This window comes from Marinitenerispora sediminis (assembly GCF_003336425.1).
In the GTDB taxonomy this organism is placed as follows: Bacteria; Actinomycetota; Actinomycetes; order Streptosporangiales; family Streptosporangiaceae; genus Marinitenerispora; species Marinitenerispora sediminis.
The window spans coordinates 18,583-40,010 of record NZ_QEIO01000040.1; the positions used below are offsets into that span (position 1 = coordinate 18,583).

16 protein-coding genes are annotated in these 21,428 nt (G+C 73.3%); 5 read left to right on the forward strand and 11 right to left on the reverse strand.

The annotated features are described in order from the left end of the window. Positions 1 to 45: 45 nt before the first annotated feature. The 4 genes from DEF28_RS10215 to DEF28_RS10230 all read right to left on the reverse strand — a co-directional run bounded on the left by DEF28_RS10215 (position 46) and on the right by DEF28_RS10230 (position 5,056). Positions 46 to 837, reverse strand: a complete 792-nt coding sequence (locus tag DEF28_RS10215; protein WP_114398500.1) for a succinate dehydrogenase/fumarate reductase iron-sulfur subunit — start codon at positions 835 to 837, stop codon at positions 46 to 48. Next, a complete protein-coding gene (locus tag DEF28_RS10220; RefSeq protein ID WP_114398501.1) occupies positions 834 to 2,804 on the reverse strand; it encodes a fumarate reductase/succinate dehydrogenase flavoprotein subunit in 1,971 nt (656 codons plus the stop codon). The genes DEF28_RS10215 and DEF28_RS10220 overlap by 4 nt, the downstream gene beginning before the upstream one ends. A gap of 156 nt (positions 2,805 to 2,960) precedes the next feature. Continuing rightward, positions 2,961 to 3,761 carry a hypothetical protein gene (locus DEF28_RS10225; RefSeq protein ID WP_114398502.1) on the reverse strand — a complete coding sequence of 267 codons (801 nt, stop codon included), beginning with the start codon at positions 3,759 to 3,761 and terminating at the stop codon, positions 2,961 to 2,963. A gap of 353 nt (positions 3,762 to 4,114) precedes the next feature. Continuing rightward, positions 4,115 to 5,056 carry a LysR family transcriptional regulator gene (locus tag DEF28_RS10230; RefSeq protein ID WP_114398503.1) on the reverse strand — a complete coding sequence of 314 codons (942 nt, stop codon included), beginning with the start codon at positions 5,054 to 5,056 and terminating at the stop codon, positions 4,115 to 4,117. An 80-nt stretch (positions 5,057 to 5,136) separates the two neighbouring features. Between DEF28_RS10230 and DEF28_RS10235 the strand changes: the two genes are divergently transcribed. From DEF28_RS10235 to DEF28_RS10245, 3 genes are read left to right on the forward strand one after another with little or no spacing between them, the layout of a single operon-like run. Beyond that, entirely contained in the window at positions 5,137 to 5,838 is a 702-nt protein-coding gene (locus DEF28_RS10235) for a succinate dehydrogenase cytochrome b subunit (RefSeq protein WP_114398504.1), read from the forward strand. Continuing rightward, positions 5,839 to 7,779 carry a fumarate reductase/succinate dehydrogenase flavoprotein subunit gene (locus DEF28_RS10240; RefSeq protein ID WP_114398505.1) on the forward strand — a complete coding sequence of 647 codons (1,941 nt, stop codon included), beginning with the start codon at positions 5,839 to 5,841 and terminating at the stop codon, positions 7,777 to 7,779. It abuts the gene before it with no gap. Next, positions 7,776 to 8,525 (forward strand): succinate dehydrogenase/fumarate reductase iron-sulfur subunit, encoded by a 750-nt coding sequence (locus DEF28_RS10245; protein WP_114398506.1) that lies wholly within the window; start codon positions 7,776 to 7,778, stop codon positions 8,523 to 8,525. The genes DEF28_RS10240 and DEF28_RS10245 overlap by 4 nt, the downstream gene beginning before the upstream one ends. A 121-nt stretch (positions 8,526 to 8,646) precedes the next feature. Here DEF28_RS10245 and DEF28_RS10250 read toward each other — a convergent pair whose 3' ends face one another. Both DEF28_RS10250 and DEF28_RS10255 read right to left on the reverse strand, forming a co-directional pair. Next, entirely contained in the window at positions 8,647 to 9,318 is a 672-nt protein-coding gene (locus DEF28_RS10250) for a TrmH family RNA methyltransferase (protein WP_114398514.1), read from the reverse strand. 26 nt (positions 9,319 to 9,344) lie between these two features. After that, positions 9,345 to 11,660: a tetratricopeptide repeat protein gene (locus DEF28_RS10255; protein ID WP_114398507.1), complete on the reverse strand. Its 2,316-nt coding sequence runs from the start codon at positions 11,658 to 11,660 to the stop codon at positions 9,345 to 9,347. A gap of 218 nt (positions 11,661 to 11,878) precedes the next feature. On the opposite strand from DEF28_RS10255, the gene DEF28_RS10260 reads away from it, so the two are divergent. After that, positions 11,879 to 12,265: a hypothetical protein gene (locus DEF28_RS10260; protein WP_114398508.1), complete on the forward strand. Its 387-nt coding sequence runs from the start codon at positions 11,879 to 11,881 to the stop codon at positions 12,263 to 12,265. 149 nt (positions 12,266 to 12,414) lie between these two features. Here the strand turns inward: DEF28_RS10260 and DEF28_RS10265 are convergent, their stop codons facing one another. The 5 genes from DEF28_RS10265 to DEF28_RS10285 all read right to left on the reverse strand — a co-directional run bounded on the left by DEF28_RS10265 (position 12,415) and on the right by DEF28_RS10285 (position 20,300). After that, the gene (locus DEF28_RS10265) at positions 12,415 to 14,049 is read right to left on the reverse strand and encodes a UDP-N-acetyl glucosamine 2-epimerase (RefSeq protein WP_114398509.1); all 1,635 of its coding nucleotides are present in this window, start codon (positions 14,047 to 14,049) and stop codon (positions 12,415 to 12,417) included. Between the two features lie 32 nt (positions 14,050 to 14,081). Continuing rightward, positions 14,082 to 14,456, reverse strand: coding sequence for a DUF3054 domain-containing protein (locus tag DEF28_RS10270; protein ID WP_114398510.1), 375 nt, complete (start codon positions 14,454 to 14,456; stop codon positions 14,082 to 14,084). 91 nt (positions 14,457 to 14,547) lie between these two features. Next, positions 14,548 to 15,879 (reverse strand): MFS transporter, encoded by a 1,332-nt coding sequence (locus DEF28_RS10275; RefSeq protein ID WP_199493200.1) that lies wholly within the window; start codon positions 15,877 to 15,879, stop codon positions 14,548 to 14,550. 239 nt (positions 15,880 to 16,118) lie between these two features. After that, positions 16,119 to 17,258, reverse strand: a complete 1,140-nt coding sequence (locus DEF28_RS10280) for a S1 family peptidase (protein ID WP_114398511.1) — start codon at positions 17,256 to 17,258, stop codon at positions 16,119 to 16,121. A gap of 933 nt (positions 17,259 to 18,191) precedes the next feature. Continuing rightward, positions 18,192 to 20,300 carry a S9 family peptidase gene (locus DEF28_RS10285; RefSeq protein WP_114433207.1) on the reverse strand — a complete coding sequence of 703 codons (2,109 nt, stop codon included), beginning with the start codon at positions 20,298 to 20,300 and terminating at the stop codon, positions 18,192 to 18,194. Positions 20,301 to 20,448: 148 nt separating this feature from the next. Here DEF28_RS10285 and mshB point away from each other — a divergent pair, with 148 nt between their 5' ends. Next, positions 20,449 to 21,333 carry an N-acetyl-1-D-myo-inositol-2-amino-2-deoxy-alpha-D-glucopyranoside deacetylase gene (gene mshB / locus DEF28_RS10290; RefSeq protein WP_114398513.1) on the forward strand — a complete coding sequence of 295 codons (885 nt, stop codon included), beginning with the start codon at positions 20,449 to 20,451 and terminating at the stop codon, positions 21,331 to 21,333. Positions 21,334 to 21,428: the final 95 nt, after the last annotated feature.

The following is a 21,428-nucleotide window of genomic DNA, read 5'->3' on the forward strand; positions in this document are numbered from 1 at the left end:
CCGGGGACGCGGCCCGCCGCGGCGGGCCGCGTCCCCGGCCGCGCGTCAGAACCCGGTGTTGGGCACGACCGGGGTGTCGCGGCGTAGCCCCGGCCGCAGGCCGATCGTGCGCCCGAGCCACACCAGCGGGTCGTAGCGGCGGTCCGCCACCCGCTCCTTCAGCGGGATCAGCGCGTTGTCGGTGATCCGGATGTGCTCGGGACAGACCTCGGTGCAGCACTTGGTGATGTTGCAGTACCCGAGCCCGAACGCGTCCTGCGCGATCATCCGCCGGTCCGCGGTGTCCTCGGGGTGCATCTCCAACTCGGCCACCCGCATGAGGTAGCGCGGGCCCGCGAAGTGCGGCCGGTTCTCCTCATGGTCGCGGGTCACGTGGCAGACGTTGTTGCACAGGAAGCACTCGATGCACTTGCGGAACTCCTGCGGGCGGCGCACGTCGTCCTGCGTCATGCGGAAGTCGCCCGGCCGGGTCTGCGGCGCCGGGGTGAACGACGGGATCTGCCGCGCCCGCAGGTAGTTCTCCGACACGTCGCAGACCAGGTCGCGGATCACCGGAAAGGTGCGGATCGGCGTCACCGTGACCGGCTCGCCGGGCGGGAGCATGCTCATCCGCGTCATACAGGCCAGCCGCGGCCGGCCGTTGATCTCCATGGAGCACGACCCGCACTTGCCGGCCTTGCAGTTCCAGCGCACCGCGAGGTCGGGGGCCTGGGTGGCCTGGAGCCGGTGCAGCACGTCGAGGACCACCTCGCCCTCGTGCGCCTCGACCGCGTACTCGACCAGGCCGCCGGCGCCGCCGTCGCCGCGCCACACCCGGAACCTCGCCTCGTCGCTCACCTGCCGGCCTCCTCGCCGTCGTCGCCGTCCCGGCCGCGGGCCGTACCACTGGTGCCCTCGGCCGTCTCCGTCACCCGCGCGCCCGCCGGGGCGGGTATCTGGGCCATCTCCTCCTCGGTGAGGTACTTCGCCAGCTCCGCGCGGTCGAACAGCGCGAGGAGGTCGGGCCGCAGCGCCGGCAGTTCCTGCCGCCGCAGTTCGATCCGGTCGCCGGCCAGCCGGGCGACCAGGTTGGTCCGCCGCCACTGCGGCGACATGGCGGGGAAGTCGTCACGGGTGTGCCCTCCGCGCGACTCCTCGCGCTCCAGCGCCGACCGGGCGACCGCCTGCGAGACGAGCAGCATGCTGCGCAGGTCCAGGGCCAGGTGCCAGCCGGGGTTGTACACCCGCCCGCCGGCGGCCCGCACGCCGGCGATCCGGTCCCGGAGCTTGTCGAGCGCCTCGATGGCCTGCTCGATCTCCGGCCCGCGCCGGATGATGCCGACCAGGTCGTTCATGGTCTGCTGGATCTCCTGGTGCAGCACGTAGGGGCTCTCGCCGGCCGTGCGTCCGAGCGGGGCCTCGGCGGTGCGCGCCGCGGCGGCCACCGCGGCATCGGACACCGCCGGACGCGCGGTGAGGCCGTCCAGGTAGCGCGCGGCCCCCAGACCGCACCGCCGGCCGAAGACGAGCAGGTCCGACAGCGAGTTGCCGCCCAGCCGGTTGGAGCCGTGCATCCCGCCGGACACCTCGCCGGCGGCGAACAGCCCCGGCACCACCGCGGCCCCGGTGTCGGCGTCCACCTCCACGCCGCCCATCACGTAGTGGCAGGTCGGACCGACCTCCATGGGCTCGGCGGTGATGTCGACGTCGGCGAGCTCCCGGAACTGGTGGTGCATCGACGGCAGCCGCCGGATGATCTCGTCGGGCGCCAGCCGGCTCGCGATGTCCAGGAACACCCCGCCGTGCGGGGAGCCGCGCCCCTCCTTGACCTCGTTGTTGATGGCCCGCGCCACCTCGTCGCGCGGCAGCAGCTCCGGCGGCCGGCGGTGGCGGTCGGGGTCGGTGTACCAGCCGTCGGCCTCCTCCTCGGTCGCGGCGTACTGCGAGCGGAACACGTCCGGGACGTAGTCGAACATGAACCGCTTGCCCTCCGCGTTGCGCAGCACCCCTCCGTCGCCGCGCACCGACTCGGTGACCAGGATGCCCTTGACCGAGGGCGGCCAGACCATGCCGGTCGGATGGAACTGGACGAACTCCATGTTCAGCAGGGTGGCGCCGGCCCGCAGGGCGAGGGCGTGGCCGTCGCCGGTGTACTCCCAGGAGTTCGACGTCACCTTGAACGACTTGCCGATGCCGCCGGTCGCCAGGACGACCGCGGGCGCCTCGAACACCACGAAGTCGCCGCTCTCGCGGAGGTAGCCGAAGGCGCCGGCGATGCGGTCCCCGTCCTTGAGCAGCTCGGTGACGGTGGTCTCGGCGAACACCCGGATCATGGCCTCGGGGTCGCCGAACTCGGCGGCGTCGGCCTGCTGGAGCTGCACCACGCGCTGCTGGAGGGTGCGGATCATCTCCAGGCCGGTCCGGTCGCCGACGTGTGCGAGGCGGGCGTACTCGTGCCCGCCGAAGTTGCGCTGGCTGATCCGCCCGTCCGCCGTGCGGTCGAACAGCGCCCCCCAGTACTCCAGCTCCAGGATCCGGTCCGGAGCCTCCTTGGCGTGCAGCTCCGCCATGCGGGGGTCGTTGAGGAACTTGCCGCCCCGGATGGTGTCGCGCAGGTGGACCTGCCAGCTGTCCTGCGGGTTGACGTTGCCCAGGGCGGCCGCGGCGCCGCCCTCGGCCATGACGGTGTGCGCCTTGCCGAACAGCGACTTGGAGACGATCGCCGTCCGCCTGCCCTGCTGGCGCGCCTCGATCGCGGCACGCAGCCCGGCGCCGCCCGCGCCGATCACCACCACGTCGTAGGAATGCCGTTGCGTCTCGGACATCTGCCTGACTTTCCGTGCCTTGGTCCGGTCCTTCCCGGCCACCGCCCGGTGGTAACGGACGGTGGACCGGATATCCGGATATCTGTGCTTACTCGGGGATGATCGGGGTGAATACCTCGCCCGGTGGTTCGGTGGGGTGGGCGGCCGGAACGGCCGTCAATGGAGGATGCGGGGGTCGGCGATCGTTCCACTGGACACGAGAAGCACATACATATCGGTCAGCACCAGCGTTCCGAGCGTGATCCACGCGAACAGCATGTGCCGGGAATTCAGCGCGGACACCCAGGTCCACAGCCGGTAGCGCAGCGGGTGTTTGCGGAAACTGCGCAGCCGGCCGCCGATCACGTGCCGGCACGAGTGGCAGGACAGCGTGTAGCACCACAGCAGGACCACGTTGGCGAGCAGGATGAGCCCGCCGAGCCCGACCCCGTGCGCCAGCGCGGCGGCGGCGTCGTAGGTGTTGACGAGCGAGATGAGCACCGCGACGTAGAAGAAGTACCGGTGCAGGTTCTGTCCGAGCAGCGGCAGCCGGGACTCACCGGTGTAGCCGGCGTGCGGCTCGCGGACCGCGCAGGCGGGGGGCGACTGCCAGAACGCGCGGTAGTAGGCCTTCCGGTAGTAGTAGCAGGTGAAGCGGAAGAGCAGCAGGAACGGCAGGCTGACCAGCGCGTAGGGCAGGAACCAGGGGAACACCCACGGCAGGGTGCCGAAGACGGCCGAACCCGGGGCGCAGGAGGCGCTCAGGCACGGGGAGTAGAACGGCGTGAGGTAGTGGTACTCCGGCACCCAGTAGTGGTCCTGCTGGAACACCCGGACGGTGGCGTAGCCGACGAACGCGGCGAGGCCGAGGGCGGTGAGCAGCGGTCCGACCCACCAGCGGTCGGTGCGCAGCGTGCGGGCCGCGAGCCGGGCCCGGGTGCGTCGGGATCGGTCCGGCGGGGGCGCTGTCTCGGTCATGGGCCGGCATCTCCATCTCCACCGGTGAGCGGCGCGAACGGCGCGGTGTGGTGTGCGGAGATAACGGGCCGCTCTCCGTGTCAGCGAGCAGTGCGTGAAGCGTCTGAGTTGCCACGTTAGGCCGTTGCGATCGCGAATTCAGCAACGGTTTCTCGCGGTTTGAATGTGAAAAACGCCACTTCATTTCCCGGGTGAAGTGGCGTTTGTGGAAACGGGAGGTGATTTTGCTGTTTGTTGGGAGTGGTGCGAATTCTGGGAGAAGTGTGGATGATGTGCTCGAATTTCAAGGCGTGCCGGAAATTTGGGTGTCGAGGCGGTTTCGTGGTTGCCGGGTGGCCGGTGTGGGAGGCCCGTTACGGCTCACCGGTGGTGATCACCTCCAGGTCCTCGCCGAGCTCCGCCTGGCTGAGCTGGGCCAGGTAGTTCATCAACCCGCGGCGGAACGCCTTGGCGGTGTGCGACGGCTCCACGTCCTTGCGGTGCGCGAGCGCGATGGTGCGCAGCAGGCGGGGCTGGGCCAGCGGGATGCCGCGCAGGCCGGGGCGGTTCTTCAGCACCATGCTGGGCACCACGGCCACGCCCAGTCCGGCCTCGACGAACCGCAGCACGGCGTCCATCTCACCGCCCTCCACGGCCAGCCGCGGCTCGAACCCGGCGGCCCGGCACGCGTGCAGGGTGGCCTCGCGGACGTCGTAGCCCTGCCGGAACATCACGAGCGGGAGGTCGCGCAGGTCGGTGATGCGCATGGCCGCCTGCCGGGTCGGCCGCGGCGCGGCCACGGAGGAGACCACGACGAGGCTCTCGCGCAGTATCGGCGTGGTGACGAACGCGGGGTCGCTGCTGTGCAGAGGCAGTATGATCAACGCCAGGTCGAGCTCCCCGCGCCCGAGGGCCCGGATCAGGTCGCGCGACCCGCTCTCCTCCACGTGCAGCTCGATTCCGGGGAACCGCGCGTGGAACCGGGCGAGCGCGTCCGCGAGCAGGCCCGCGCACAGCGACGGGGTGGCACCCAGCCGGACCCGTCCGCGGCGCATCCCGGCGAGTTCCTGCACCTCGCGGCGGGCGGTCTCCATGTCCGTGAGGATGCGCTGGGCGAGCGGCAGCAGGGCTTCACCGGCCGGCGTGAGTGTGATATTTCCCCGGGCGCGGCTGAACAACGCCGCTCCCAGCTCCTCTTCGAGGTTGCGGATCTGCTTGCTCAGACTGGGCTGGGCGACGCGCGATAACTCCGCTGCACGGGTGAAATGCCGCGTCTCGGCCACGGCGAGGAAGTAGGCGAGTTGCTGGAACTGCATGGTCAATAGCCTATGGCTATGGAGACCAGCAGTCCTATGACTTAGACGCCGTCCTTTATCGAGTTTTAAAGTGACACGTTGTGGCGAACAGTACCCTGACCAAGCAGCGGTCAACGGCATACAGGTCCACGGTGGCACTCAAGGCCGCGATGGCCGTCACCGGGGCGATCCTTGTGCTGTTCTTGATCGCGCACATGTACGGCAACCTGATGATCTTCGGGGGGCCGCAGACCTTCGACACCTACTCCGCGCACCTCCGCGAGCTCGGCGAACCGATGCTCCCCTACGAGGGCTTCCTCTGGATCATGCGCGTCGTCCTCCTGGCGAGCGTGCTGGTCCACGCCTACGCGGCGGTGACCCTGTGGATGCGCGCCCGGCGGGCCCGCCCGGCCGGCCAGCGCTACCACACCAAGAAGAGCGTGCAGCGCAGCTACGCGTCCTACACCATGCGGTGGGGCGGCGTGGTCGTCGTGCTCTTCGTGATCTATCACATCCTGCACCTCACCACGAACGACATCGCGCCCGGCGGTGCCTCCGCGAGCCCCTACGAGCGCGTGGTGAACGGCTTCCAGATCTGGTGGGTCGTCCTCAGCTACGTGATCGCGCTCGCCGCGGTCGGCTTCCACCTGCGGCACGGCATCTGGAGCGCGGTGGCCACCCTGGGCGGGAACCGGGCCGGCCGGCAGCGTTCGCTCAACATCATCGCGACCGGGCTCTCCCTGGTCGTCACGATCGGCTTCCTGATTCCGCCGTTCGCCGTTCTCCTCGGGCTGGTGAAGTAAATGACTGAGCTGTACATCGAGGGCGCCCCGATCAAGGACGAGAAGGCGCCCGAGGGACCGATCGAGCAGCGCTGGGACAAGCGCCGCTTCTCCGCGAAGCTGGTGAACCCCGCGAACCGGCGCAAGCTCTCGGTCATCATCGTCGGCACCGGCCTGGCCGGTGCCTCCGCGGCGGCCACGCTGGGCGAGGCGGGCTACCAGGTGACGTCGTTCTGTTACCAGGACAGCCCGCGGCGCGCGCACAGCATCGCGGCCCAGGGCGGCATCAACGCGGCCAAGAACTACCGCAACGACGGCGACAGCATCTACCGGCTGTTCTACGACACCGTCAAGGGCGGCGACTTCCGCTCCCGGGAGTCCAACGTCTACCGGCTGGCCCAGGTCAGCGTGGAGATCATCGACCAGTGCGTCGCGCAGGGCGTCCCCTTCGCCCGCGAGTACGGCGGCCTGCTGGACAACCGCTCCTTCGGCGGCGTCCAGGTGTCGCGCACCTTCTACGCCCGTGGCCAGACGGGCCAGCAGCTGCTCATCGGCGCCTACCAGGCGCTCGAGCGCCAGATCGCGGCCGGCACCGTGCGTATGCACACCCGGCACGAGATGCTGGAGCTGATCGTGGTCGACGGCCGCGCCCGCGGCGTCATCGTCCGGGACATGGTCAGCGGCGAGATCGAGACCCACTTCGCCGACGCGGTCGTGCTCGCCTCCGGCGGCTACGGCAACGTGTTCTTCCTGTCCACGAACGCCATGGGCTGCAACGTCACGGCGACGTGGCGCGCGCACCGCAAGGGCGCGCTGTTCGCCAACCCGTGCTACACGCAGATCCACCCCACCTGCATCCCGGTCAGCGGCGACTACCAGTCCAAGCTGACCCTGATGAGCGAGTCGCTGCGCAACGACGGCCGCATCTGGGTGCCCAAGGAGGCCGGGGACGACCGCGACCCGCGGCAGATCCCGGAGGAGGAGCGCGACTACTACCTGGAGCGCATCTACCCGTCCTTCGGCAACCTGGTGCCCCGTGACATCGCCTCCCGCGCCGCCAAGAACGTGTGCGACGAGGGCCGCGGCGTCGGTCCGGGCGGCCTCGGCGTCTACCTGGACTTCGCCGACGCGATCAAGCGCATGGGGCTGCCGGCCGTCGAGGCCAAGTACGGCAACCTCTTCGACATGTACCAGCGCATCACGGGCGAGAACCCCTACGAGGTCCCGATGCGCATCTACCCGGCCGTGCACTACACCATGGGCGGCCTGTGGGTGGACTACGACCTGCAGAGCACCATCCCCGGCCTGTTCGTGACCGGAGAGGCCAACTTCTCCGACCACGGCGCGAACCGGCTCGGCGCGAGCGCGCTGATGCAGGGCCTGGCGGACGGCTACTTCGTGCTGCCCAACACGATCAACGACTACCTCGCCTCGGGCCCGTTCGAGAGCCTGGACGAGAACACCCCCGAGGCCAAGGAGGCGGCGGACGCGGTGCGCGCGCGCATCGACAAGCTGCTCTCCGTCAACGGCAACCGCACCGTGGACTCCTTCCACAAGGAGCTCGGCCACATCATGTGGGACTACTGCGGCATGGAGCGCAGCGAGGAGGGCCTGCGCAAGGCCATCGAGCGCATCCGCGAGCTGCGGGACGAGTTCTGGCAGAACGTCAAGGTCACGGGCACCAACGAGGAGCTCAACCAGGCCCTGGAGAAGGCCGGCCGGGTGGCCGACTTCTTCGAGCTCGCCGAACTCATGTGCATCGACGCCCTGCACCGCCGGGAGTCCTGCGGCGGCCACTTCCGGGCGGAGAGCCAGACGGAGGACGGCGAGGCGCTGCGGCACGACGACGAGTTCGCCTACGTCGCCGCGTGGGAGTTCACCGGCACGGGCGAGCAGCCGGTGCTCCACAAGGAGAACCTGGAATACGAGTACGTCGAGATGAAGCAGCGGAGCTACAAGTGAACATCACCCTGCGCGTTTGGCGCCAGAAGAGCCGCGACGACGAGGGCCGGATGGTCACCTACCAGGTCGAGGACGTCTCTCCGGACATGTCCTTCCTGGAGATGCTCGACGTCCTCAACGAGAAGCTCACGCTCGACGGGCACGAGCCGGTGGCCTTCGACCACGACTGCCGCGAGGGCATCTGCGGCGCGTGCGGCGTCGTCATCAACGGCGTGGCGCACGGCCCGGAGACCACCACGACCTGCCAGCTGCACATGCGCAGCTTCAAGGACGGCGACGTCATCGACGTCGAGCCGTGGCGGGCCAAGGCGTTCCCGGTGATCAAGGACCTGGTCGTCGACCGGGGCGCCTTCGACCGGATCATCCAGGCCGGCGGCTACATCAGCGCCCCGACCGGTACCGCGCCGGACGCCCACGCCATGCCGGTGCCCAAGGCCGACGCCGACCGCGCGTTCGACGCGGCCACCTGCATCGGCTGCGGCGCCTGCGTGGCCGCCTGCCCGAACGCCTCCGGCATGCTGTTCACCGCCGCCAAGGTCACCCACCTCGGCATGCTGCCGCAGGGCCAGCCCGAGCGGGCCGCCCGCGTGGTGAAGATGGTGAACCAGCACGACGAGGAGGACTTCGGCGGCTGCACCAACATCGGGGAGTGCGCGGCGGTCTGCCCGAAGGGCATCCCGCTGGACACCATCTCCCAGCTCAACCGGGACCTGCTCGGGTCCCTCGCGAGCGGGAACCCCAAGTAGCGGGGACCCGCGCGCCCGCTCATGCGGGCGGACCAGGGGGCCGGTCTCTTCGGAGGCCGGCCCCCTGCGCGTCGGCCGGGGTCCCGGCAGGCGGCCGGCCGAACGCGCCGGAAGCCGCCGGTCAGACCGGCTGGTCGAACACGTGGGCGCGGACCCAGGCGTGCATGGCGACCGCCGCGGCCGCGCCGGCGTTGATGGACCGGGTGGAGCCGAACTGCGCGATGGAGAGCACCGCCGCACAGGCCTCGCGGACCTCCTCCGACAGCCCCGGGCCCTCCTGGCCGAACACCAGCACGCAGGCGCGCGGCAGCGGGTAGCTCTCCAGCGGCACCGAACCGGGCAGGTTGTCGACCCCGATGACCGGCAGGCCCCGCTCGGCGGCCCACGCCACCAGCGCGGCGGTGTCGGGGTGGTGGTGCACGTGCTGGTAGCGCTCGGTCACCATGGCGCCGCGCCGGTTCCACCGGCGCCGACCCACGATGTGCACGGCGGCGGCGCAGAACGCGTTGGCGGTGCGCACCACCGAGCCGATGTTGAAGTCGTGCTCCCAGTTCTCCACGGCCACGTGGAACGGGTGGCGGCGGGTGTCGAGGTCGGCGACGATGGCCTCGTGCCGCCAGTACCGGTAGCGGTCCACGACGTTGCGCCGGTCCCCGCCGGCGAGGAGCTCGGGGTCGTAGTGCTCGCCGTCCGGCCACGGGCCGGGCCACGGACCGACGCCCACGGCCGGCCGGCCCGGGTCGGCCTCGTGGTCGGGGACGGACGGGGGAGACGGGGCGACCTGCTCACTCACGTGCTCCAGGGTATCGGCACCGGGGCTCACCTCCCGGAGCCGTCGACTCCGTCCAGCTGGGCGCGGACCCGGTCCGCCCCCGGGTGGTGCACCGCGGCGTAGAGGCGTTCGGCGGCGGCCAGCGACTCCCGCCAGGCGGCCTGGTCCTCCGCGCGCAGCGCCAGCTCGGCGCGGACCTCCAGCGCCTCGGCCAACCGGACGGTCTGCCCGGAGCCGTGGAGCGCCACCAGCGCGGAGTCGACGGCGCCGCGGGCGGCGGTGTCCTCGCCGAGAGCCGCGAGCACCCGCGCCAGCTCCACCCGGGCCCGCGCGTGCAGCGCGGCGTCGGTGCCGACGGCGAGCGCCGCCTCCAGTGTGCGCCGGGCGAGGTCGGGCCGGCCGGCGAGCCGGTGCACCCGGCCGAGCTGGTAGCTGTTCAGCGCCACACCGCGGGCGTTGCCGGCGGCCCGGTGCAGCTCGATCACCTCCTCCAGGCACTGGGCGGCGCGGGCGTGGTCGCCGCGCTCCCGGTGCAGCCGGTGGGTGCCGTCCAGTACCACGGCGAGGTCCAGCGGGAAGCGGGAGCTGGTCTCGGCCGCGGCCGCCCGGGCGAGCGCGAACTGCTCCTCGGCGATGCCGAACTCCCGTTCGGCGAGGGCGCGGTAGTGCGCCGGGTCGGCGGCCCGCTCCTCCGCGGAACGGCCGTCCCGCCCGGCCGGGTGTGCCGCCGCGCGGAGCGCGCCCGCTCCCAGGTCGGTGTGCACGCGGGCGAGGTGGTCGCGCATGAGGGCCTCGGCGCCGCGGTGGCCGAGCAGCGACGCGCTGTCGACGGCCATGGTGTAGGCCGCCCGCGCGTCGACGTAGAGCTTGTCGCTGTCGTAGAGCGCCCACGCGCTCGCACACAGCCGGACCACGGCGGCGTGCCGGCCGAGCTCGAAGGCCAGCGTGATGACGGCGTACAGGTTGTGGCGTTCGGCGCGGAGCCAGTCGAGGGCTTCGGCCCGCCCGGTGAACGGAAGGTCGAGGTGCTCCGGCAGTCCGGGCACCGGCAGCCGGTCACGCAGCCGCAGCGGCCGGCCGAGCACGGCATCGTCGGCCTGCCCCGCGGCGGCCGTGTACCAGAGCACCGCTCGGACCAGGGCGGCTTCGCGTTCGGCCACGGGGTCGACCTCTTCGGTGCGGCGTAGGGCGTCGAGCTCGACCAGCTTGGGGTAGCGGTAGCCGGAGTCGTCGCCGGTGTCCTCCAGGAGGTGGCGCTCGGCCAGCGCCGCCAGCGCGTCGCCGGCGTCCTCGGAGCCGGCGGGCGGGCCGAGGAGGGCGGCGGCCACGCCCGCGTTGAGGGCCGGACCGGGGAAGAGGCTCGCCAGCCGGTAGAGCCGTGCCTCCCGCGCCGGGAGCTCGGCGTAGGCGAGATCGCAGATCTCGCTGGGAGTGCGCACCGCCGGATCGGCGTCGGGCCCGGCGAACCGGGTGAAGGCGCCGAGGCGGCGCCGCTGGTCGGCCAGGCGCTGGGCGACCCGCTCCAGCGGGACGGCCGGATGCCGGCGGAGGTAGCCCCCGACGATGCGGAGGGCGACCGGCACACCGGCGCAGAACTCCGCGATCTGCCGCAGGGCCGGAGCGTCCGGATGCCGGTCGCCGGCGGGCCCGGTACCGTCGCGCCGGGCCATGCGGGTGAGCAGTTCGGCGGCGGCCTCACCGGACAGCGGCCGGACGGGCACGTAGTCGGCCCCCGGCGCGAGGTCGAGCGAGCGCAGCTGCCGCCGGGTGGTGACGACGACCACGCCGCCGGGCGAGTTGGGCAGCAGTTCGCGGACCTGGGCGCTGGAGTCGGCGTCGTCGATGAGCAGGACGACCCGGCGCCCGGCCGTGATGGAGCGGAACAGCGCCGCCCGCTCCTCCGGCAGTGCGGGAACGGCGTCGGAGGGCAGACCGTACTGCCGCAGGAAACCGGCCAGGATGTCGCTGGTGCCGGGACGGGTGCCGTCGGACCGGCGCGCGAGCGAGGCGTACAGGCGGTCGGCGTCCGGTGGCGTGTGCGAGACGTGGCCGTAGCGGAGCGCCAGGGCCGTCTTGCCCAGGCCGCCGAAGCCGTGCAGCACGGCCACGCCGGTCGTGCGGCCGCGCGCCGCCCGCTCGCCCGTGGCGCGCACCAGGGCGAGTTCGGTGTGGCGGTCGACGAAGGGCTCCACCGGGGCGGGGAGCATGGACGGCACCGGGAGCCGGGCCGCGCCCACGTGGAGGGTGAGGTTTCCGTGGAGTTCGCCGACCTGCACCACGGCGGCCCCCGCACCGGAGACGTCACCCACCTCGTTCGCCCGCGCGGGCCCCTCTCCCGCGCGCTCCCTGTCCTCCTCCGGCATGCGACTCCCTCCCGAAACCCCAGCGGCTAACCGGAATCTACGGGAGACTGCGAGGTGCGGGCCACCTCGGCGCGGCGGCCTGTGCACAATCCCGGAACCGGGTGCCCAGGGGTGTACCCGGCGCCGGTAAACCGGGGACAATGCCCGAGCGGGCCGCCCTGCGTCGTCCAGCCGGCGGGGTCCGCCGCCGAAGCCGCCCACGTCCACCGGGAGGACCCATGGCCGATCCGATCTCCGTGGCGGTCGCCGCCGCGATCGCCGGGAAAGTCGCCGAATCCCTGACCGACGCCGGAAAGCGACTGCTCGCCGCGCTGCGCCAGCGCGTCCAGGACAAGCTGAAGGACGACCCGAACGGCCTGCTGGCGCTGCTCTCCGCCACCCAGGATCCCGAGAACCCCGACCGGCAGGTGGAGCTGGCCGAGGCCGTGGAGGCGGCCGAGGCCGCCGACCCCGCCTTCCGCACCGATGTCCGGGAGCTGTGGAAGCAGGTGCGGGCCGAGAGCACCGGGCCGGGGACCGTGCGCAACACCATCCGGGGCGACGTGCGGGACGGCAGCACCGTGGTGCAGGCGGGCCACATCACCGGCGACATCAACCTGCGCTGACGGCGCGGCTCACACCGGCCGCGCGTCCTGACCGGCTGCGGACCGCTGGCCGGGCCCCCCGGGTGCTCCGGCGGGCGCCGGAGCGGGGTCAGCCGGCCGGGCCGCGCCATGGTCGCGGGGTGCGGGGACCGGCGGCAGGCCCGCGAAGATCAGCGGGGGGGGGTACCTCGGATGACCGTCTCGCGGGTGCCGACGCGCACCGGCACCCCGGCCGCCAGCGCGCGCAGCGGCCGGCCGTCCACCGCCCACGCGTAGACGGCCGCCGCCGCGACGAACAGGTCGGTGCCGGACAGCTCCACCTCCACCGCGCGGCCGTCGCGCAGCCGCAGCAGGGCGCGCGGCCCGCCGAGTGAGGCCGCGGCCAGACCGCAGCCGGGGAAGCGGCGCAGTGTCCGGACGATCCACGCCGCGGGCGACTCGGTCTCCGAGGTGTGCGACCGCACGGCGATGTCGGGGCTGGCCGCGGTCGCCGAGTGCAGCAGTTCCGCCGCCACCACCTCGAAGCGTTCGGCGTCGCCGACGCCGGGGTCCAGGGTCGCGAAGCGCCGCACCCGCACGCCGTCCGCCGTGACGTCGGCCTCCACCGCGAAGCGCTCGGGCTCCTCGGCGTGCGGCGCCGGAACGGGGAGCGGCGGCGGCTCCGGGGCCGCCGTCCGCGGCGGGGAGAGCCGCAGCATCCCGTACATCAGCCGGCGCATGCGGCCGCCCGACCCGCCGGGGTGCTGGATGAGCAGGTCGGCGGCGGCGAGCGAGCCGCCGTCCCGCTCGGCGGCCGCCAGTTGCGCGCGCAGGTCCCCGCCGGGGTCCAGCCGCGGCGTCGCGCGGCCGAACTCCGCGAGCGGGGAGTCGGGCGCGATGAGGGCGTCACCGAAGGTGGCCAGGAGCACCGGGCGGCCGAGGGCGGCCGCGTAGTAGGACACCGAGCCGTGGTCGCCGACCACCACGTCAGCCGCGACCAGAGTCGCCCGCCAGCCCTCCAGGGGCGGCACGAGCCGCAGGCCGGCCGCCAGTTCGGGTGCCAGCCAGCGCCGCAGCTGGGCCGGGCTGTACCGGTACCAGACGTTGGGGTGCGCGATGAGCGCGACCCGGTACTCGTCGTGGGGGAGCTGGGCGAGCAGCGCGCCCAGCAGCCGGCGGCCGTGCCGGCCGAGCAGCGAGTCGTGGTGCCAGGTCGAGGTCACCACGACCAGCCGCCGCCCCTGCGTGGCGCCGAGGGCCCGCCGGTAGTGCTCGCGCCGCTCCGCGCTCGCCAGCATCCGGTCGTAGCTGGGGTCGCCGACCACCACCGCGCGCTCGGCCGCCTCGGGGTAGCTCGCGCGCAACCGCGCCACCTGCTCGGTGTGCGAGAGGGCGAGCCGGGCGGGCAGCGTCCGGCCCCGGTGCTCCAGCTGGGAGCGGGCCAGCCCCGACGCGACGCTGAGCGATCCCGGCAGGGTGCCGACCAGCCGGTTGTGCCCGGCACCGTGCGGCATGAACAGCATGGGGGCACCCAGCCGGTGCAGCTCGCCCTTCGGGTTGGCGACCAGGGCGAGGTCGAAGCCGCTCCCGGAGGCGGCGGCGTGCTCCCACGGCACCAGCCGCTCCACGCCCGCGTCGCGGAGCATGCCGGCGATGCCGGCGCCGAACCGGGAGCCGGCGTTGACGGTGAAGTCCACCGCCACCCGCTCGTCGCCGCGGAACAGCTCGGCGACGTCCAGCAGCCGGGCGGTGCACGGCACGGTCCGCGCTACGGCGAGCACCGTGCGCTCCACGGGGAGCGTGCCCCACGGGTCCTGGGCGCCCACGCCGCCTCCTCGTCCGGGGTCCGGGGCCGCGCTCAGGCCCGGACGGAGCGGCGGTCGCGCCGTCCGCTCACCAGGTGGGCCACCGTGCGCCAGCCCACCAGGGCCAGACCCAAAAAGACCGCCGTGACGATGACGAAGGACAGCGGCGCGCCGCCGCCGGACAGCACGCGCAGCACCATGCCGCCCGCCACGGTGACCGCCCACACGCCCGCTCCCGTGCGCAGCGGCCGGGCGGGGGCCCGCCACGCGAGGGTGGCGAGCCAGCCGGCGGCGAGGGCGGCCGCGAACGGCCACGCGGTGCCGAGGAAGCCGAGCAGGGCGTTCTCCTCGCCGTGGCTGGAGCGCCCGATGAGGACGAACGCCGCGACACACAGCAGGTCGAGGAGGGCGGCGGGTAGCAGACGCATGATCGCCAGGTTACGTCCTCCCCGGTAACAGCCGCGCGGCGCACCCCGTCGACCTGGAGGGGGGCGTCGCGCGGGCCGGACCGGGGCCCCGTCAGACCTCGTCGAGGGCGGTGTCGCGCGTCTCTGGGCTGATGAGCAGGGCGCCGAGGGTGATGGCCGCGGCCAGGGCCAGGTAGCCGCCGACCCAGCCCAGGCCGAAGGAGGAGGCCAGCCACGTGGCGATGTAGGGGGCCACGGAGGCACCCAGCAGGCCGGCGAGGTTGTAGGCGATGGACGCCCCGCTGTAGCGGACCCGCGTGGGGAAGAGCTCCGGCAGCACGGCGCCCATCGGCCCGAAGGTGAAGCCCATGAGCGTGAGGCCGAGGATGAGGAACAGCAGGACGACCGGGGTGGAGCCGCTGCCGAGCATCGGCCCGAGCGCGAGCCCGAACACGAGGATGCACGCGGTGGTGACCAGGAGCGTGGGCCGGCGCCCGAACCGGTCGGCCAGCAGCCCGGAGACCGGGACGGTGAGCCCGAAGAAGACCACGCCGACCAGCAGCAGCACCAGGAACTCGGATCGCTCGTAGCCCAGGCCGTCGGGGCTGGTGCCGTAGGAGAGCGAGAACACCGTCATCAGGTAGAAGAGCACGTAGGTCGCCAGCATGATGAAGGTGCCCAGCGCGACCGCGGGTGCCGCCGTGCGGAACACCTCGGCGACCGGCGTCTTGGCGCGGGTGCCCTCGGCGAGCACGCGGGCGAACGCCGGCGTCTCGTGCAGGGTGAGCCGCACCCACAGCCCCACCACGATGAGGACGGCCGAGAGCAGGAACGGCACCCGCCAGCCCCACGAGAGGAACGCGTCCTCGCCCATCAGCTCCGAGAGCGCCAGGAAGACGCCGTTGGCGAGGAAGAACCCGATGGGGGCGCCCAGCTGCGGGAAGGTGCCGAACAGCGCGCGCTTGGCGCGCGGCGCGTTCTCGGTGGCCAGCAGCGCGGCGCCGCCCCACTCCCCGCCGAGTCCCAGGCCCTGGCCGAACCGGCACAGCGCGAGCAGCAGCGGAGCGGCGACGCCGATCTGGGCGTGCCCGGGCAGCAGCCCGATGAGGACGGTGGAGATGCCCATGGTGAGCAGTGACGCCACCAGCGTGGCCTTGCGTCCGACGCGGTCGCCGAAGTGCCCGAAGAGGGCGGAGCCCACCGGCCGCGCGACGAACGCGATCGCGAACGTCGCCAGGGACTGCAGGGTGGCGGCCGTGGGGTCGTCGGCCGGGAAGAACAGGTGCGGGAAGACGAGGACCGCGGCCGTCGCGTAGACGTAGAAGTCGTAGAACTCGATGGAGGTGCCCACGAGGCTGGCGGCGATGACCCGGCCCGGCGGATTGGTGGGTGGAGCATGCTCCCGCTGCTCCGAGCCCGGATTCTGGACGGCCACCGCGGTGATACCTCCCCTTTTGGCACTGTTTAGCCAGATCAGGGTACGGCACCCGAAGGGGTACGTGAGACCAGTGTCTCAGGTTGTGAGACGCGTGGTGCGGGGTTCGGCCGATGGCGGGCGGCGGCGTCCGGCCGCGCCGGCTGGTACCGGGGACGGGTGGGGCGTACCAGCCGGCCTCGCACGCCCGGGCGGACGCGCGAGATCCCCGGCACCCGAGCGGGCGCCGGGGAGTTCCGCGGGTCGGATCAGCCGGTGACGAGCGTCAGGTTCCACTCCTCCAGGATCGGGTTGAGCGGCTGGAAGTACGTGGTCCCGCCGGAGGTGCAGTTGCCCGAACCGCCGGAGGTGACGCCCTGGGCCTGGTCGCCGCTCAGCCAGGAGCCGCCGGAGTCACCCGGCTCGGCGCAGACGTCGGTGCGGGTGAGGCCGGTGACCTGCCCCTCGGGGTAGACCACGGTCTGGTTCTTGGACTCCACCGTGCCGCAGTGCCAGCCGGTGGTGGAGCCGGAGCGGCAGATGGAGGCGCCTTCGGCGGCCTCCTCGGAGCCGGCGACGGTCACGGTGCCGCCGTCGTAGTCGTTGACCGTGGCGGTCGGGGTCCAGCCGCTGGCCGCCTCGACGTAGCCCATGTCGCTGCCGGGGAAGACCGAGCCGGAGACCGAGCCGGTGCCGCTGCCGTCCTCGCTCTCCACGGGGGTGCCCTCGTCGCCGCAGTGGCCGGCGGTCGCGAAGCCGCCCTCCACCGCGAAGCCGATGGAGCAGCGCCCGGTGCCGTTGATGGAGTAGGGGTCGCCGCCGACGATGTCGGCGTAGGTGCGCGGCTGCTCGGAGCTCTCCTCGACCCGGACGGCGCCGGAGTCCACGCCGGCCTGCTCCACGAGCCGCTCCGCGTCGGCGGTCTCGCCCTCCCGCACGGTGATCACCACGGAGTCGCCCGCGGTGTCGACGTACCAGCCGGTGACGCCGGTGCCGCCGCCGGGGGTGCTGGAGTTGAGGTCGGCGACGACGCCGTCGAGGACGCTCTCACCGTAGGTGACGACCCGCGGCGTGGCGCCGGCCGCGCGGACGGCGTGCGCGGCGCTCTCGTCGGTGACGGAGACCGTCAGCGCGCCGGTCGCGGCGTCGAAGACGCTGCCGCCGAACGCGTCGCCGAGTTCCGAGCGCAGGTCGTTCTCCACCGAGCGGGCCTGGGCCTCCTGAGTGAGCAGGCGGGCCGCCGCGGCGGAGTCGAGGCCGAGGTCGCGCTGGAGCGCGTCCAGCTGCGCCGGTGCCGCCACGAGGTCCTGGGGGGCGGGGTCGGCTGCCGCGAGCGGCGCTGCGGCGACCACCAGTCCGAACGCCACGGCGGTGCCGCCGAGGGTGCGGGTCAGGGGGGAGTTTCGCACGTTCTGCCCTTTCTCTTGTGCTGCTGAGGGGGCGGACCCGCGCTAACGAGCGGGGACTCAACGCGGGTCCTCGGCCGCCGCCACCCCCGTGGAGGGAGGGCGGCCGCCGGTTGTTACCGGACAGTTGGTAAACGAATCGCAACCATAGGTCATCGAACGTGCCAAGCAACAGACCAAATGCAACGTGAAAAAACCGGCATATGACGGATTGGTGGCGATTGCCCGGAAGTGATCGGGTGCAGCGGCCGTCGAGAATCCCTGGAAACCCGGCGTTGTCCGGCGGTCACGGGGGTGGCCGGACTGGTCCGGGCGTGCTCCGCAAGGGGATGACCTGGCCGGATGCGGCCAGTGGTGCCGGCGGCCGGATTTCGTGGGATCACACAGGACCGGCCGGCCACTCTGGTCCCAGCAGCCGAACCAGCGGCCGCGGCGCCGGCCCGCGGCGGACCGTCCGGAACCCCGGTGCCGTGCCGTGCGGCATCCGTGCGGGTGGGCGGATCCCGGTCATAGGGGGCCGGCCGGTCACCGGCCCGGGCGGGAGAGGGCGGCTGCGGCCGTCCGGCGCCGAGGGGCCGCGCCGATGACGGGCGGGCGGCGCCCCGGCGGGGGCCGCGAAGGGACCGACGCGGTTCCGCGCCGCTCGGATCCGGTCCGCCCGCGGGCGAGGCGCGCGCACCGGGCCCCGGCCCTCATCGCCACGCACGGTATGGCGGCGGTCGGCCGCCCAAGCGTCCCGGAGCCGCCGCGGGCGGTGCGCCCGCTACCGGCCGACCGGGCCGGGGGGAGCCCACCGCCTCGATCCACCGGCGGGCGGCCCGCGCACGTCCGCGCACGTCCGCGGACCGCCCGCCGCACCTCCGCGGGGCTGGCGCCGCGGACCGCAACGGGGGCCCGCGCGTCGTCCGGGCGCCGGTCCGGCGCCCGGCCGACGGCTCAGGACGTCAGCCCCAGCGCGGAGCGCAGGAACTCGACCTGCAGCAGCAGCAGGTTCTCGGCGGTGGACTCCTCCGTGGGCATGTGCGTGATCCCCGAGAGCGGCAGCACCGTGTGCGGCCGTCCCGCCGCGAGCAGCGCCGAGGAGAGCCGCTGGGAATGCGCGAACACCACGTTGTCGTCGGCCAGCCCGTGGATCAGCATCAGCGGGCGGCTGAGCGCACCGGCGTCGGCCAGCAGCGAGCTGTCCCGGTAGGCGGCCTCCTCCCGCTGCGGCATCCCGAGGTAGCGCTCCGTGTAGTGCGTGTCGTACAGCCGCCAGTCGGTGACCGGCGCGCCGGCGACCGCGGCGTGGAACACGTCGGGCCGGCGGAGCACCGCCAGCGCCGCGAGGTAGCCGCCGAACGACCACCCGCGGATCGCCACCCGCTCCAGGTCGAGGTCCGCGACGCGCTCCGCGGTGGCGTGCAGTGCCGCCACCTGGTCCTCCAGCGGCGGGCCGGCGAGGTCGCCGTGCAGGGCGTACTCCCACTCCGGGTCACGCCCCGGACTGCCGCGCCCGTCGGCCACCACCACGGCGAACCCCTGCTCCGCGAACCACTGGGAGGTCAGGTGGGCACCGCGCGCCGCGAGCACCCGCTGGGCGTGCGGGCCGCCGTAGGGGTCCATGAGCACGGGCAGCCGCCGGGAGCCCGGCTCGTGCCAGGACGGCAGCAGCACCGCGGTGCGCAGCTCCCGCTCACCGGCGCGCAGCAGCGTCACCGAGAAGTCCGGCAGCTCGGGCCGCTCAGCGAAGCTCCCGACCACCGCGGCCTGCTCGCCGCCGCGCCGCACACGGGTGTCCACCTCGGAGCTGTCCAGCGACCTGCGCTGCACGACGAGCGTGCCGCCGCGCAGCCGGCCCGCGTGCACCCCGCCCGGTTCGGTCAGCCGGCGCAGGCCGTCGGCGGGGTGGAAGCTCCACAGGTCGATCTCCACCGGGTCCCGCGAGGCGGTGAACAGCACGGTGTCGCCGTCGACGTCGCCGACCGCGCGGACGTACAGGTCGGACGGCGTCACCGGGGCGTCCCCGACGATCAGCCGCCGCTGGCCGTCCCGCACGCCGATCCACACCGCGGCGCCGCCCTCGGTGGCGGCGGGGACCCCCGACGGCACCTCCACCCACGCATCGTGTGTCTCCTCGGCCAGCAGCCGGGTGCGGCCGGTGCCGGGGTCGGCGCCGAGCAGCCGCAGGGTGCGCTGGTCGCGGCTCTGCACCACCAGGACCGGCTCGGCCGGCCGGTCCTGCGGCGCGGTGCGCCAGCCCGCCGACGCGAGGTAGGGCAGCGCGGCACGGTCCCACTCCACCCACGTGGGGGCCGCGGGGCCGCCGCCGGCGAGCGGCAGCACGGCCAGCCGCACGTCGGCGTTGGCGGTGCCGGCCGCCGGGTAGGCCACCACCTGCGCGGCGGCCTCCGGGTTCGCGGGGTCGGAGATGTGCCAGCGCGTGACGGGCGCGTCGTCCACCCGGGCGGCCAGCAGCGCCGAGCCGTCCGGTGCCCACCACATGCCCCGGTAGCGCCCCATCTCCTCGGCCGCGATGAACTCCGCGAGGCCCCAGGTGACGTCCGGACCGTCCGGCTCGGCGACCACCCGGTCGGCCCCGGAGTCCAGGTCGAGGACGTGGATCGCGCCGCCGCTGACGTAGGCGACCGCGTCGCCGCGCGGGCTGATCACCGGGTCGATGACCGGAGCGGCGGCTGGCAGCTCGCGGGGGTCCCCGCCGCCGCCGAGCCCGACGGTGTAGAGCCGGCCGGACAGCGTGAACACCGCCCGGGCGAAGGCCTCGTCCACGCTGTAGGCCACGATCCCGCCGCCGGTCTCCCGGAGCCGTTCGCGCCGGGCACGCTCCTCCGGCGGCAGGTCCTCGTCGAGCCGTCCGATCCGGCGGGGGTCGGCGACCACCCGCTCCGTGCCGTCGAGGTCGACCGTCCACAGCGACGTCGCGGTGTCGGTACCGTCGCGCCCGCGCAGGAACGCGACGCGGCCGCCGTCCGGGGAGATCTGGAACGCCCGGGGCACGCCGAGCGTGAAACGCCGGGTCCGGGCCTGCTGGCGAGGAAAACTCATGAGCCGATTGTGGCAGGGGCGGCCGCTGTGCCCCGGCGTGCTCGCGGTCCGCGGGGGACGGCCCCGGCCGGGGCCAGGCCGCACCTGGCCTCCGGATTCGGTACGCCGTTCCCGAACATATGGCCTCCGGGCAGGTATGGTCCGGGATATGACAGATCGCCGCATCCTGCTGGTCCATGCCCATCCCGACGACGAGACCATCGTCACCGGGGCGACCATGGCCAAGTACGCGGCCGAGGGGGCCGAGGTCACCCTCGTCACCTGCACCCTCGGCGAGGAGGGCGAGGTCATCCCGCCGCACCTCGCGCATCTCGCGAGCGACCGGGACGGCGGCCTCGGCGAGCACCGGATCGGCGAGCTCGCCCGGGCCTGCGTCGCCATGGGCGTGCGCGACCACCGCTTCCTCGGCGGCGCCGGGCGCTACCGCGACTCCGGGATGATGGGCGCCACGACCAACGATGACCCCCGGTGCTTCTGGCAGGCCGACGTCGAAGAGGCCGCGCACGAACTCGCGCTGGTCATCCGGGAGGTACGTCCGCACGTCATGGTCACCTACGACGACAACGGCGGCTACGGGCACCCCGACCACATCCAGGCGCACCGCGTCGCCGTGCGCGCCTTCGGCCGGGCCGCCGAGCGCGCACTGCCCGGCACCCCCTGGCAGACCCGCAAGCTGTACGCCATCGCCCAGCCGCGGTCGGTGCTCAAGGCGTCGGTCGAACGGCTGCAGGCCGGCCTGGGCGGCTCCGGAGTGGCCAAGGCCGGTCCGTTCAGCGCGCCGAAGGCCGTCGAGGACATCGCCCCGGGCACACCCGACGAGCTCGTCACCACCCGGGTGGACGCCACCCCGTACTGGGCCGCGAAGGTGCTCGCCCTCCGGGAGCACGCCACCCAGGTCGCCGTCGAGGCCGACCTGTTCGCGCTCTCCAACGGCATCGCGCAGGAGATCACCGCCGTGGAGTACTTCTCGCTGCTGCGCGGGCCGTCGCCGCGCCGCGGCCCGGACGGCTACGAGGCCGACCTGTTCGACTAGGGAGTGTTTGGAAACTGTTTGAAACTGGGGCAATCAGCGTCAGAACAGTAACCGTGCGCGTGTCGATCCCGGGCATGAGTGAAGCCTCCGGTACA